We start from the raw sequence: 13,287 nt of genomic DNA on the forward strand, positions 1-13,287 counted from the left end.
GCCATGAGCATTCCTAAACTTCAGGACTATACCCTGCCCGATGAGGCCACCTTACCTGCAAATAAAGTGGAATGGACGTTAGAGCCGCAGCGTGCTGCTCTGCTGATTCACGATATGCAGGAATATTTCCTCAACTTCTGGGGAAAAGAAAGCAAAATGGTTCAGCAAGTTATCGACAACATTGTTATTCTGCGCGCCCGTTGCCATGCACTTGGTATCCCAGTGTTTTATACAGCTCAGCCGACCCAACAGAGTGACGTCGAACGAGCGTTACTAAATGATATGTGGGGACCGGGGCTGAACAACTACCCAGAACAGCAAAAAATCGTGGCAGCACTGTCCCCCGAGCAACAGGATAATGTGCTGGTGAAGTGGCGCTACAGCGCATTTCAGCGCTCTGATTTGGAGACTCAGCTGAAAGAACACAAGCGTGATCAGCTGATGATCTGCGGCGTGTATGCCCATATCGGCTGCCTAACCACTGCCACTGACGCCTTTATGCGCGATATACAGGCTTTTATGATAAGCAATGCGCTGGCAGACTTCAGCCGAGAAGAGCATATGATGGCACTACGCTATACTGCAGGCTGTTCCGGTCAAGTGTTGAGTACCGATATGGTGCTGTCGGCGCTCGATTCTTCCACAGCAGAAAGTCAATGGGATCGAGAACGGTTGCTTACCCTGTTACAGTCTACACTGGACGAAGATGTACACGACATTGGTGATGATGAAAACTTGCTTGATTATGGCTTAGACTCGCTACGCATGATGTCTTTCGTCTCAAAACGCCGGCAGGAAGGGTACGATCTTGATTTTACCTCGTTGATGAAACAACCCACATTGCGCAATTGGCTCACATTACTGAACGGCGATTTGGAGGCGAAATGAACAGCTTTAAGGGAAAAACCGTCTGGGTGACAGGAGCCGGGAGCGGTATCGGTTACCGCACAGCACTCCGCTTTCACGAGGCAGGCGCTAAGGTGTTTGGATTCGATCTGAAATTCCCTGATTCAATGCCGTTTGAGACGCTGATTCTGGATGTCAGTGACGATTGTGCGGTACAAAAAATCTGCCCGCCACTGCTAAAGGAAAACGGGCTGGATATACTGGTAAACGGTGCCGGAATTTTGCGCCTTGGTTCAGCAGAAACATTAAGTCGTGAAGACTGGGAAAGCTCAATCAACGTTAATGCGGGTGCAGCATTCAATCTGTTTAAGATATTAATTCCACATTTCCAGCGTCAGCGCAGCGGTAATATCGTTTCGATCGCCTCCAACGCCGCCCATGTACCACGCGTTAATATGGCCGTTTACTGCGCTTCTAAAGCAGCAATGCGGAGCCTGTGCCTGAGTGTAGGGCTTGAACTGGCTCCTTTTGGGATACGATGTAACATTGTTTCGCCGGGTTCCACGTTAACCCCAATGCTGGAAGGAATGTTCGATGATGATATCGCGCACCAGCGTTTGATTCATGGCGTTACCGAACAATTTAAGCTGGGCATTCCACTCGGGAAAATCGCCCATCCCGACGAAATAGCCAGCGTCATTCTGTTTTTAGCCTCCGAACAAGCAAGTCACATGACGTTGCAGGATATTGTTATTGATGGCGGTGCCACTCTCGGTGCCTGATAACCCATATGTCTATCTCCAATGGATTTCGAAGACTATAATTCCAGATAATTGGTAAGCATTAAAAACTCAAACCAAAAACTCACTAAAGGAAAGGTATATAACATGAGCCAGATGACTGCATTGAGAAAAGTAAAAAATTTAAAACAAGAATTTGATTTAATCAAAGAAGTATGGTCACCGAAGGTAATAACTCAAACAAACGAATATAAGATAATTATATTACTCGCAGACGGTGATTTTATATGGCACACCCATAAAGATGAAGACAAGGTATTCATGGTTATTGAAGGTGAACTTCGCATCGATTTTAAAGATGATCATGTAATAATAAAGCAAGGTGAGTTTTTTGTGGTGCCGAAAGGAGAAGAAAGTAAGCCTTCGTCCAAAGAATTAACCAAGCTGCTATTAATAGAACCTATCGTGACAAATTCAGGCCAATAAATTATTAATCAAAATTGGCAGGTCGTGAATTCAGATAATAAGTCCCACACGTAATGAGATGGAGGCAGGAGGCGCGGCCGATTAGTCGCCCCTACGCCTCCCCCATCGTTAACGGGGTGCGCTAACCTTACTCAATTGACAGATCAGCGCGGTTAATGCTGATTTTTAGAAACTCACTTTCGCTCCAATACCCACTTCACGTGGCTCCAGCATATTTCCTGCAATCCCAGCCGTGCGATCATGAGATTTATGGCAGTGTCGCGTTAACGGCGGCAAGTTAGCAAAAGTGGTGTTGCCGGTTATTTAGGCCGCCAGCAAATAGAATTGTTCCGCGGGTGATAATCCATCACTTTGTGGATGTTGATATTGCCCTTTGCGTATCATGTGAATCAGTTCGATGCCGGCCAGGAGCGTCTGTGCCCGGCGAAACGATTTGAACCCCAGCATCTGTCGTATCCGACGTTTGATATTGCGGTGATCTTGCTCAACCAGATTATTCAGGTATTTATTTTGCCGGATTTCAATCCCCTGCTGAGGCGATCCTTCCGCATTGAGGAGAGTGAGCGCGGCAGTATTGGCCCCACTTTTATCGATAGTCACAACGGCGGGTCTGCCGTGCAGGCGTATCGCTTTACGGAAAAAACGCTGGGCAGCCATTGCATCGCGGCGAGCGGTCAGCAGGAAGTCAACCGTCTGACCGTCGGTATCGACCGCCCGGTAAAGGTATTTCCACTGACCTTTCACTTTGATATACGTTTCATCCATTCGCCACCGGGAGCCAACGGGCTTTTTGCGAGGTCGGAAAGCCTTGCCGAGCAGGGGCACCAGACGTAACACCCAACGATGTATTGTGGCATGGTCGACCTCAATGCCGCGCTCTGCCATCATCTCTTCGAGATTGCGCAGACTCAAGGCATAAGCGAGGTACCAACGGACACATTGGGCCATGATATCGACAGGATAATGGAGGCGTTTAAACGCGTTTCGGATCAGGGACATCACTCTGGACTCGCTCAAAAACAGGGGAGCTTACCTGATGACCGCTTAATGCGACAGAACCACAGATGCTGGGGTTCAAATCGTTTCGCCGGGCACAGACGCTCCTGGCCGGCATCGAACTGATTCACATGATACGCAAAGGGCAATATCAACATCCACAAAGTGATGGATTATCACCCGCGGAACAATTCTATTTGCTGGCGGCCTAAATAACCGGCAACACCACTTTTGCTAACTTGCCGCCGTTAACGCGACACTGCCTTTTTCAATGCTATAATAGGCCACCTGTGATGTTCTCCTTGTTTAAATTTTTGCAAAGCAACGGGGTGCTATGAGGGGTGCTGATAATCCAAAAATAGCTTAAAACTTCTTTAAATGCACGAAAATCAGCAAAAACAACAATTCAGTAAATTCAGCATAATAGCAAGCTATAGCGGGAACTTAGCGTAATATTTGAATATTTTTTTTTATCTGCCGGCTATATACAGTAGGAGAAACGCATGAAGATCGTTGAAGTTCAACACCCACTAGTTAAACATAAACTCGGCCTGATGCGAGCTCATGATATAAGCACTAAGCGCTTTCGTGAACTGGCCTCAGAAGTGGGTAGCCTTCTGACATATGAAGCAACTGCTGATTTAGAAGTAGAAAAAGTGACCATTGAAGGATGGTGTGGTCCGGTAGAAATAGACCAGATTAAAGGGAAGAAAATTACTGTGGTTCCTATCCTGCGTGCCGGTTTGGGCATGATGGATGGTGTATTGGAAAATATTCCAAGTGCTCGGATCAGTGTTGTCGGTGTTTATCGTGACGAAGAAACGTTCGAACCTGTGCCTTATTTTCAGAAACTGGTTTCTGATATTAGTGAGCGCATGGCTTTGGTTGTTGATCCGATGCTGGCGACCGGCGGTTCTATGATTGCCACGATTGATCTGCTGAAAAAGGCAGGATGTCCTGTGATTAAGGTATTGGTTTTGGTTGCCGCACCAGAAGGGGTTGCCGCACTGGCGAAGGTTCATCCTGATGTCGAACTGTTTACTGCCTCGATTGACGAATGTCTGAATGAGCATGGATATATTGTTCCTGGTCTGGGAGATGCGGGCGATAAAATATTTGGTACTAAATAACATTTAGCCGGCTGAAAAGCCGGCTTTTTTTGGTTTCTAGCAAAGTAACATAGAGGATATAAATAAGGTTCTGTCGCATTAAGCGGTCATCAGGTAAGCTCCCCTGTTTTTGAGCGAGTCCAGAGTGATGTCCCTGATCCGAAACGCGTTTAAACGCCTCCATTATCCTGTCGATATCATGGCCCAATGTGTCCGTTGGTACCTCGCTTATGCCTTGAGTCTGCGCAATCTCGAAGAGATGATGGCAGAGCGCGGCATTGAGGTCGACCATGCCACAATACATCGTTGGGTGTTACGTCTGGTGCCCCTGCTCGGCAAGGCTTTCCGACCTCGCAAAAAGCCCGTTGGCTCCCGGTGGCGAATGGATGAAACGTATATCAAAGTGAAAGGTCAGTGGAAATACCTTTACCGGGCGGTCGATACCGACGGTCAGACGGTTGACTTCCTGCTGACCGCTCGCCGCGATGCAATGGCTGCCCAGCGTTTTTTCCGTAAAGCGATACGCCTGCACGGCAGACCCGCCGTTGTGACTATCGATAAAAGTGGGGCCAATACTGCCGCGCTCACTCTCCTCAATGCGGAAGGATCGCCTCAGCAGGGGATTGAAATCCGGCAAAATAAATACCTGAATAATCTGGTTGAGCAAGATCACCGCAATATCAAACGTCGGATACGACAGATGCTGGGGTTCAAATCGTTTCGCCGGGCACAGACGCTCCTGGCCGGCATCGAACTGATTCACATGATACGCAAAGGGCAATATCAACATCCACAAAGTGATGGATTATCACCCGCGGAACAATTCTATTTGCTGGCGGCCTAAATAACCGGCAACACCACTTTTGCTAACTTGCCGCCGTTAACGCGACACTGCCAACATTACTGTATCTGTTTATTTGTAAAGGGAAAATTCCGGCTTATTTAGGCTCAAGTTTTGCATTTATTTCGCCGGTACTTTTGTTGTTGCCTCTGGGATATGAGCTGGCTCTGGGTGGATTTATTGTTTGTGGACTGTTGTTTTGTCTGGTTTCGTTGATTGTCAAAATTGCAGGACGGGGTTGGATCAATGTGATTTTTCCGCCAGCGGCAATGGGAGCAATTGTTGCTGTCATTGGTCTGGAGCTGGCAGGGGTTGCAGCAGATATGGCTGGTTTGCGCGTAGCCATTGGAGCTGAAGTCAATACGGCTAACCTGACTATATCGATGGTAACATTAGCCGTGACAATTTTGGGTTCGGTGATGTTCCGTGGCTTTATGGCGATTATTCCAATCTTGATTGGTGTTTTAGCAGGCTATGCGCTGGCGTTTTTTATGGGAGCAGTGGATTTTACTCCTGTACTTGAGGCACCGTGGTTTGCATTACCGACATTCTATACACCGCGTTTTGAATGGTTTGCCATTATGACTATACGCAATTAACTTGAAGATGCGGGTTTTAAAATCTGGAAGTTATCAGTCAACCGAGTGGTGAGTTCTTTCGCTTTTTCTGGCAATGTGACATGAAAAAAGTGGCGCAGCGTTTCACGGAATGTTTTGGTATCCGGAAAATAGACATTGTTTCGTACCTGCTCATTCACATACTTCCATAATCGCTCAATCGGGTTGAGATTAGGGCTGTAAGGCGGCAGGTAGTGCAACTCAATATTCAAAACCTCGGCAAAAAATTGGACGACTCCGGAACGGTGATAACCCGCACCATCCAGAATAATGTGGATTTTTTGCGAAAGTGGATAGGTTTCCCGGATTGAGCCGAAAAAAAGGACGACATTTTTCGCGTTAATCGTCGGATATTCACGAACAATAGTCTCTTCAATCCGTTGTAAATTAAGGGCACCCATGATGTTGAGTCGAGTACGACTACCTGTGGTTTCAACCACTTTGACGTGCTTCCGCCCGCTCTTCATCCAGCCATAACTTAATTTTGTGGACAGGGTCGGGTGAACCGCATCAATAAATAAAATAGGCGCATTCTGGCCACATTCTTCTTTCAGCGCGTTGTAGGTTTCAATAAACTGTTGCTGTTTATCCGCATCAAATTTATGCGGAGCACCCATTGGCTTCTTGTAGCTGAAACCTTGACGGTGAAGCCATTTCGTCATTCCTGCGACAGTGAAAGTCACCTGCCATCGTGCCCGAACATAGGCCACAATTTGTGCGGTAGTGTGCATCAAATTTGCCATCAGATACTCAACTAATTCTGTTGTTTGTTCGGCAGACAAACGGCTTTCAGAGCCCCCATTTTCAGGGGCGAGTTTTTCCTCAGAGAAGTAATCTTTCAGATGGCGGCTCACCGTACTTTCATGGATCCGCAAAGCCTGAGCAATCATCTGGGCAGTCCAGCCTTCTGAGGCCAAAAGCACGGCCTTGATGCGGTCACGTACTCGTCCATCGCGAGTCGTATCATGCATCAATTCGAGGGCGTCTTTTTGGGCATCTGTTAGATTAATTTTCATGGGCGCAATCATGATCTGATACAAATGAAAAATCAAGCATCTTCAATGACGACGGGTATATTTTGCCCGCAGCGCTGGTCGTGATTGCGGAACATGTTGGTCATCTGGTCGTCACGGCTAATATTGTGCAGAAGGATTTATTGAAAGACCCCGGTCTGCACCGTTCGATGTTTGCGAATGGTTTTTCAACTATGATTTCGGGTTTTTTTGGTTCGACTCCCAATACAACTTATGGTGAAAACATTGGTGTTATGGCGATTACCCGAGTGTACAGTTCATGGGTGATTGGTGGAGCAGCGATACTGGCCATTCTGCTTTCTTGTGTTGGCAAACTGGCTGCGGCAATTCAGGTCATTCCTGTCCCGGTTATGGGCGGCGTTTCTTTGTTGCTATACCCGTCGTCATTGAAGATGCTTGATTTTTCATTTGTATCAGATCATGATTGCGCCCATGAAAATTAATCTAACAGATGCCCAAAAAGACGCCCTCGAATTGATGCATGATACGACTCGCGATGGACGAGTACGTGACCGCATCAAGGCCGTGCTTTTGGCCTCAGAAGGCTGGACTGCCCAGATGATTGCTCAGGCTTTGCGGATCCATGAAAGTACGGTGAGCCGCCATCTGAAAGATTACTTCTCTGAGGAAAAACTCGCCCCTGAAAATGGGGGCTCTGAAAGCCGTTTGTCTGCCGAACAAACAACAGAATTAGTTGAGTATCTGATGGCAAATTTGATGCACACTACCGCACAAATTGTGGCCTATGTTCGGGCACGATGGCAGGTGACTTTCACTGTCGCAGGAATGACGAAATGGCTTCACCGTCAAGGTTTCAGCTACAAGAAGCCAATGGGTGCTCCGCATAAATTTGATGCGGATAAACAGCAACAGTTTATTGAAACCTACAACGCGCTGAAAGAAGAATGTGGCCAGAATGCGCCTATTTTATTTATTGATGCGGTTCACCCGACCCTGTCCACAAAATTAAGTTATGGCTGGATGAAGAGCGGGCGGAAGCACGTCAAAGTGGTTGAAACCACAGGCAGTCGTACTCGACTCAACATCATGGGTGCCCTTAATTTACAACGGATTGAAGAGACTATTGTTCGTGAATATCCGACGATTAACGCGAAAAATGTCGTCCTTTTTTTCGGCTCAATCCGGGAAACCTATCCACTTTCGCAAAAAATCCACATTATTCTGGATGGTGCGGGTTATCACCGTTCCGGAGTCGTCCAATTTTTTGCCGAGGTTTTGAATATTGAGTTGCACTACCTGCCGCCTTACAGCCCTAATCTCAACCCGATTGAGCGATTATGGAAGTATGTGAATGAGCAGGTACGAAACAATGTCTATTTTCCGGATACCAAAACATTCCGTGAAACGCTGCGCCACTTTTTTCATGTCACATTGCCAGAAAAAGCGAAAGAACTCACCACTCGGTTGACTGATAACTTCCAGATTTTAAAACCCGCATCTTCAAGTTAATTGCGTATATATGGTGTTATTGGTGCATCAGGTATTCGGGTATTGATTGATTCTAAAGTTGATTATAGCAAGGCACAGAACCTGATCCTGACCTCCGTTATTTTGATTATTGGTGTCAGTGGGGCGAAAATCCAGATTGGTACAGCAGAATTGAAAGGTATGGCACTGGCGACGGTAGTAGGTATCGGTTTGAGCATGATTTTCAAATTGATCAGTGTTATCCGCCCGGAGGAGCCTTATATTACTTCTTCTGTAGAATCGATTGACAATGATAAAAAACGTGAAGCTGTAGAGTAAGTAAGATTAATTCAATTTATAAGGAAGGGTTTTAAAGAACAAACCCTTCTTTTTTTGACTCATAATGAAAGTCTACTATTTAATATTCTTTCATAACGTTATTTTTATTAATTCATTCTATATCTTGGTTTTTTCTTTAATATTTCACTGAGAGGTCAGGAAGATGATATAGAGTGATTTTAATTGATACGTCAATCGCCTAAATAAATTTTAATCAACGTTAATGTCTATTTATTGATTCTTTTTAGTTAAGATTATCGCTGATTATAACTATTAAAATCAGGGTATTAATTATTAATAAAGATCAGTAGTCTGTATCCTGATGAATCCATTCTATGGGCAGTTGATAAAGACGGCTTGATGATGGAAAAATAGGCTTTGATGCTAATCTGGATGTCAATTCTAATTCTAATCAGAAAAACAACACGTTGTTATCTCCTGTATTATAAACCTTATCTTTCATGAAAAGGCAGGCGCTAACAATCAAGGCCTGTTTTAAACAGCGTATTTATTTCATTTATAGTTACTTTCTGTGGTAGACTTAGTGCTGTTCGTTATCCATTCTGTTTGAGGTGCTTCTGAATACACCGTCGCAGCTTTCATTGCCCCTATATTTGCCCGATGATGAAATATTTGCCAGTTTCTTTGCAGGTGAGAATACTTCCTTATTAGCTGCAATAAAACTGGCCATTAGTCAGTCACACGGCAGTTATATCTATTTTTGGTCCCGCGATGGCGGGGGCAAGAGCCATTTGCTTCATGCATCTTGTGCCGAATTATCCCAACAGGGAGAGGCGGTGGGATATGTACCACTGGATAAACGTGCCTATTTTGTTCCTGAAGTCCTTGATGGCATGGAACATTTATCATTAGTGTGTATTGATAATATTGAATGTATTGCAGGCGATCAAGAATGGGAAATGGCTATCTTCAATCTTTATAACCGGATTGTAGAGATTGGCCGCACCTGCTTATTGATCACCGGGGATCGTCCTCCACGGCAAATTAATCTGACATTGCCGGATCTGGCTTCTCGTCTGGATTGGGGGCAGATTTACAAATTGCAGCCACTGTCTGATGATGAAAAGATTCAGGCATTGCAATTGAGGGCGAAATTACGGGGATTTGAATTACCCGAAGATGTAGGGCGTTTTGTGTTGAAACGACTCGATAGGGAAATGCAAACACTGTTTAGAACGTTAGATGAGCTTGACCGTGCTTCTATTGTGGCGCAGCGCAAGCTGACGATACCATTTGTGAAAGATATTCTTGATCTCTGAGCGAACCAGTCAGGAAGGGAACAGGAAAAAAGTGATAGTGAATATGTCCCTATCACTTTTTTGTTTGTATGATTTTTCTGGAAAGTGAGGTGTCAGCCAAGAATCTCCTTAACTTGTTCTGGTGGGCGACCTAGACGAGCTTTATCACCGACAACAACAATCGGACGCTCTATCAATATAGGGTATTTTTCCATCGCTTGGAGTAATGCGGCTTGGGATAATGTGTCATCACCAAGATTGAGATCCTTATAAAGTTCTTCTTTGGTTCGCATTAACTGACGGGCATCTTTGAAACCCAGTTGCTTCAGTAAAACGGTAAGCTGCTCTACCGTTGGTGGGGTGTCGAGATAGTGAATGATTTCTGGTGCAATACCGAGATCTTCAACCAGCTTGAGTGTTTCGCGGCTCTTTGAACAGCGAGGATTATGATAAAAAATAACTTGTGGCATGTAAAAAGTCCTCATTTGTCATATTGGATATGACGTTGTTGCAGTTGGCGCAATTGATCAATACGGGCATCATAACGAGCCTGATCGTCACTATTTAATGTTACCAAGGCACTGGCTTGGCTGAGATAGTTTATAGCCATGTCAAATTTGCCTTGCAATGCCATAGTCTCAGCGTAGGAAGCCAGCTCTTTATCACGTTTTTTCTGTTTTTTGGCTAATTCTGTCATTAGTGACCAGCCAGTGGGATCATTAGGATCGTTGAAGGTATAACGAAATAGCAGTTGTGATGCTTGCGGATAGTGTTTGGCCTGAATATAGGCATTGGCAAGATTGATTTGTAGTACCGGGTTATTTTGATGTTTCTGGAGAGCTTGCTGTAAACGGGTAATCGCTTGCTCATACTGTTTTTGCTCAATATCGATATCCGTCATAGCATCGATAAACCAGATGTTATCAGGCTGCTTATCCAGTAATGGGGACAATACTGTTTTGGCTTCAGCATACTTTTGAGCCTGAGACAGAAGGAGAACCCGCCCATAAGCAGCGGCGAGCTGTTCTTTAGCGGTTCCTTGACTGTAATTATTCAGAATTTGTTCAATGTAATTGAGCTGATCTGTAGCGCTGATTATCAGGATGCGAACACGGGCAAACAGAAAATTTTGAGATTCTGATTCTGGAACGGTTTTTTTCGGATACTGATTTGCCCTGTTACGAGCATCGGATAAACGGCTATCGGGTAGTGGATGGGTTAATAACATTTCTGGCGGTTTAGAGCTATATCGCGTCTGATCAACCAGAATCTGCATGAAATTAGGCATACCATGAGGGTTAAAACCTGAATTGTTGAGAATCTGCATACCAATGCGATCAGCTTCTTGTTCATTTGACTGGGTAAAACTGATAATACCTTGCTGAAAACCACCCAGTGTGCCGCTGAGTGTCGCCATTCCTGCTTGTGGATTGGCCATCATCAACAGTATAGATCCTAATACTCCTGCCCATGCGAATGGCGTTTTGCGCTGTGTATCCTCCATAAAACGAGCCAAGTGGCGTTGTGTTACATGGGAGATTTCATGAGCTATGACAGAAGCCAGCTCACTTTCATTGCGGCTATAGCGGAATAGACCGGAATGTAGCACTACGTTACCACCGAAAACAGCATACGCGTTAATAGCGGGGTTATTGATCAGATAAAATTGAAAAGGCGTTTTCACTGAATCGGCATGGTTAACTAATTTATGGCCTAATTGATTAATGTATTGTTTAAGCAGAGGGTCATCAATTAGCGGCGCTCCAGCACGTATCTGGCGTATAAAAAAATCCCCCATTTCTATTTCTTGGTTGATACTGAGGGTCGCCCCCGCACTTGTTCCGATATCGGGTAGTGAATTTTCGGAACTTACAGATAAAGCGGGTGAATTTCCAAATAATAATAGGCTAATCAATGTCACTATCAGGGATTTCTTAGGTGTTTTTATCATAAAATGTTTCTCGTAAAAACAATGTGTCCCAGTTAGTTATTAACTTATGAATGTGTGTATGATAGCAAATCATAACTTAAAATCAGTCCATCGTAATAAATTTAGTAAAAATCATAAAAGATAAACGCCAGATAGTTGCAGCATGACAGAGTGTGTTGCCACGTAATTATGGTTTAGCGGGTAATCTATAGCATGAAATGAGAATCAACAGAGCATCAATTATATTCGTGAAAAAGCCACGGAGATGGTTATTCTGACTATTTGTACTTATGCGATATTTGTTGGTTTGTCTGTACTTATCCCTTATATCGGCACGGTGATTGTCACAATTCCTGTCATTATTTTTGGCGGATTTCTGGGGCGTCTTTTTCACCATTCCACTGGCAACTTTGATCAAGGCGGTTATTCGTGTTTGGCCTGAAGAAAAACTCGTCGGATCAGAATAATAATTGTATTGACATTTCAGGCACGACGTTAATGTAGATAGCGAAATTCCCCCTGTTTGACAGGGGGATTGGTCGATGCCGGATTATGATGAATGTTGTTTCAGGTAGTCCAGTACGATTTGGTGATGGTTACTGGTTTTGAATTTATCAAAAACGTGTTCAATATCACCTTTTGGGTCAACTAAGAAACTAATACGATGGATGCCCTCATAGGTTTTCCCCATAAACTGTTTTACTCCCCAAACACCAAATTGCTCGGCAACCTGATGGTCAATATCGGCAAGAAGTGTGAAATTCAGCATCTCTTTTTTTACAAAGCGGGATAACTTTTCGGGTGTATCTGTACTGATGCCCAACACTTCAACACCGATTTCTTTTAGTTCATTCATCTTGTCACGTAAGCCACAAGCCTGAACAGTGCAGCCTGGCGTCATTGCTTTGGGATAAAAATAAACTAAAACACGCTGACCTTTGAAATCAGATACGCCAACGGTTTTGCCATCTTGGTCAGGAAGACTGAATTTTGGGGCCTTATCACCGGCTTTCAATCGGCTCATCACGTATTCTCCGTTTAATCGTTTTTATTTAAATGATCCAGTACGCTAATACTGCCTTGTGCATTTAATTCTGTACATAGGCGATAAAAGGATTCTTTGAACATGAGGCCATTATCATCCAGTGGGTTATGGCCTGTAATGTGGATTTGCAGACGGGCGGGCATATTTTCCACAGCGGGATGAGTTTTTGATGCCAGTTCAGCAATATTGAAATTCTGGGTCGTGAACAGATTGGTAAAACGTTCAACAATACCCGGTGAATCATCCACATCCACTCTGACGGAAATTGTCGAAGGAAATTTTGTCTGGACACCGCACCGGGTTCGTTTCATCACAATAAGCAATTCGAGTTCAGCCCCTTTCTGTGGCAGAGTGGATTCGATCAGGGTAATGGCGTTCCAGCTACCGGATAGCAGCATGATAAAGGTAAACTCTTCGCCAAACATTGCCAGACGGCTGTCTTCAATATTACAACCACATGCGCTGGCAAGGCGGGTAATGGTATTGACGATGCCGGGGCGATCTGCACCAAGGGCGGTGATCACTAAAAAATGCTGTTCTGATTTTGGCAAAGCGATTTTCCTTTCTACGGTAGATGTTTGCTGTGTGTCGTCATTAAACATAAAAAATGATCAGGA

Annotated in this window: 13 protein-coding genes and 5 pseudogenes; 12 read left to right on the forward strand and 6 right to left on the reverse strand. The window is 44.7% G+C overall.

Annotation, left to right across the window (positions count from 1 at the left end):
• Window positions 1-3 precede the first annotated feature (3 nt).
• From XBJ1_RS11055 to XBJ1_RS11065, 3 genes are all read left to right on the forward strand, one after another.
• A complete protein-coding gene (locus XBJ1_RS11055; RefSeq protein ID WP_012989035.1) occupies window positions 4-888 on the forward strand; it encodes an isochorismatase family protein in 885 nt (294 codons plus the stop codon).
• Window positions 885-1,628 (forward strand): 2,3-dihydro-2,3-dihydroxybenzoate dehydrogenase, encoded by a 744-nt coding sequence (gene dhbA, locus XBJ1_RS11060; RefSeq protein ID WP_012989036.1) that lies wholly within the window; start codon window positions 885-887, stop codon window positions 1,626-1,628. Before XBJ1_RS11055 ends, dhbA begins: the two co-directional genes overlap by 4 nt.
• 105 nt (window positions 1,629-1,733) lie before the next feature.
• A complete protein-coding gene (locus XBJ1_RS11065; protein ID WP_012989037.1) occupies window positions 1,734-2,072 on the forward strand; it encodes a cupin domain-containing protein in 339 nt (112 codons plus the stop codon).
• Window positions 2,073-2,375: 303 nt separating this feature from the next.
• On the opposite strand, the gene XBJ1_RS11070 is transcribed toward XBJ1_RS11065, so the two are convergent.
• Entirely contained in the window at window positions 2,376-3,071 is a 696-nt protein-coding gene (locus XBJ1_RS11070; RefSeq protein ID WP_012989038.1) for an IS6 family transposase, read from the reverse strand.
• A gap of 65 nt (window positions 3,072-3,136) precedes the next feature.
• On the opposite strand from XBJ1_RS11070, the pseudogene XBJ1_RS21470 reads away from it, so the two are divergent.
• From XBJ1_RS21470 to XBJ1_RS11090, 4 genes and pseudogenes are all read left to right on the forward strand, one after another.
• A pseudogene (locus XBJ1_RS21470) lies at window positions 3,137-3,280 on the forward strand (IS6 family transposase); the annotation flags it as partial.
• 291 nt (window positions 3,281-3,571) lie between these two features.
• Complete coding sequence (upp, locus tag XBJ1_RS11080; protein ID WP_012989040.1) at window positions 3,572-4,198, forward strand: uracil phosphoribosyltransferase; 627 nt, start codon at window positions 3,572-3,574, stop codon at window positions 4,196-4,198.
• 127 nt (window positions 4,199-4,325) lie between these two features.
• Window positions 4,326-5,021: an IS6 family transposase gene (locus XBJ1_RS11085; RefSeq protein ID WP_012989038.1), complete on the forward strand. Its 696-nt coding sequence runs from the start codon at window positions 4,326-4,328 to the stop codon at window positions 5,019-5,021.
• Window positions 5,022-5,074: 53 nt separating this feature from the next.
• Window positions 5,075-5,608 (forward strand): annotated as a pseudogene (locus XBJ1_RS11090) (solute carrier family 23 protein); the annotation flags it as partial.
• A 5-nt stretch (window positions 5,609-5,613) separates the two neighbouring features.
• Here XBJ1_RS11090 and XBJ1_RS11095 read toward each other — a convergent pair.
• Entirely contained in the window at window positions 5,614-6,651 is a 1,038-nt protein-coding gene (locus XBJ1_RS11095; protein WP_041573280.1) for an IS630 family transposase, read from the reverse strand.
• A 59-nt stretch (window positions 6,652-6,710) separates the two neighbouring features.
• Here XBJ1_RS11095 and XBJ1_RS11100 point away from each other — a divergent pair.
• From XBJ1_RS11100 to hda, 4 genes and pseudogenes are all read left to right on the forward strand, one after another.
• Window positions 6,711-7,046, forward strand: a pseudogene (locus XBJ1_RS11100) (solute carrier family 23 protein); the annotation flags it as partial.
• Between the two features lie 55 nt (window positions 7,047-7,101).
• The gene (locus XBJ1_RS11105; protein ID WP_041573280.1) at window positions 7,102-8,139 is read left to right on the forward strand and encodes an IS630 family transposase; all 1,038 of its coding nucleotides are present in this window, start codon (window positions 7,102-7,104) and stop codon (window positions 8,137-8,139) included.
• Window positions 8,140-8,436, forward strand: a pseudogene (locus XBJ1_RS11110) (uracil permease); the annotation flags it as partial. It abuts the gene before it with no gap.
• A 572-nt stretch (window positions 8,437-9,008) separates the two neighbouring features.
• Window positions 9,009-9,716, forward strand: coding sequence for a DnaA inactivator Hda (hda, locus tag XBJ1_RS11115; protein WP_038188693.1), 708 nt, complete (start codon window positions 9,009-9,011; stop codon window positions 9,714-9,716).
• Between the two features lie 92 nt (window positions 9,717-9,808).
• Here the strand turns inward: hda and arsC are convergent, their stop codons facing one another.
• Window positions 9,809-10,165, reverse strand: coding sequence for an arsenate reductase (glutaredoxin) (gene arsC / locus XBJ1_RS11120; protein WP_012989045.1), 357 nt, complete (start codon window positions 10,163-10,165; stop codon window positions 9,809-9,811).
• Between the two features lie 11 nt (window positions 10,166-10,176).
• Window positions 10,177-11,646 carry a beta-barrel assembly-enhancing protease gene (locus tag XBJ1_RS11125; protein ID WP_012989046.1) on the reverse strand — a complete coding sequence of 490 codons (1,470 nt, stop codon included), beginning with the start codon at window positions 11,644-11,646 and terminating at the stop codon, window positions 10,177-10,179.
• Window positions 11,647-11,756: 110 nt separating this feature from the next.
• On the opposite strand from XBJ1_RS11125, the pseudogene XBJ1_RS21475 reads away from it, so the two are divergent.
• Window positions 11,757-12,092, forward strand: a pseudogene (locus XBJ1_RS21475) (AI-2E family transporter); the annotation flags it as partial.
• 83 nt (window positions 12,093-12,175) lie between these two features.
• On the opposite strand, the gene bcp reads toward XBJ1_RS21475, so the two are convergent.
• Window positions 12,176-12,649, reverse strand: coding sequence for a thioredoxin-dependent thiol peroxidase (bcp, locus tag XBJ1_RS11130; RefSeq protein WP_012989048.1), 474 nt, complete (start codon window positions 12,647-12,649; stop codon window positions 12,176-12,178).
• Between the two features lie 14 nt (window positions 12,650-12,663).
• Complete coding sequence (locus XBJ1_RS11135) at window positions 12,664-13,221, reverse strand: glycine cleavage system transcriptional repressor (protein WP_038198962.1); 558 nt, start codon at window positions 13,219-13,221, stop codon at window positions 12,664-12,666.
• Window positions 13,222-13,287 lie beyond the last annotated feature (66 nt).

The sequence above is a fragment of the Xenorhabdus bovienii SS-2004 genome, from assembly GCF_000027225.1.
GTDB classification, from domain to species: Bacteria; Pseudomonadota; Gammaproteobacteria; order Enterobacterales; family Enterobacteriaceae; genus Xenorhabdus; species Xenorhabdus bovienii_C.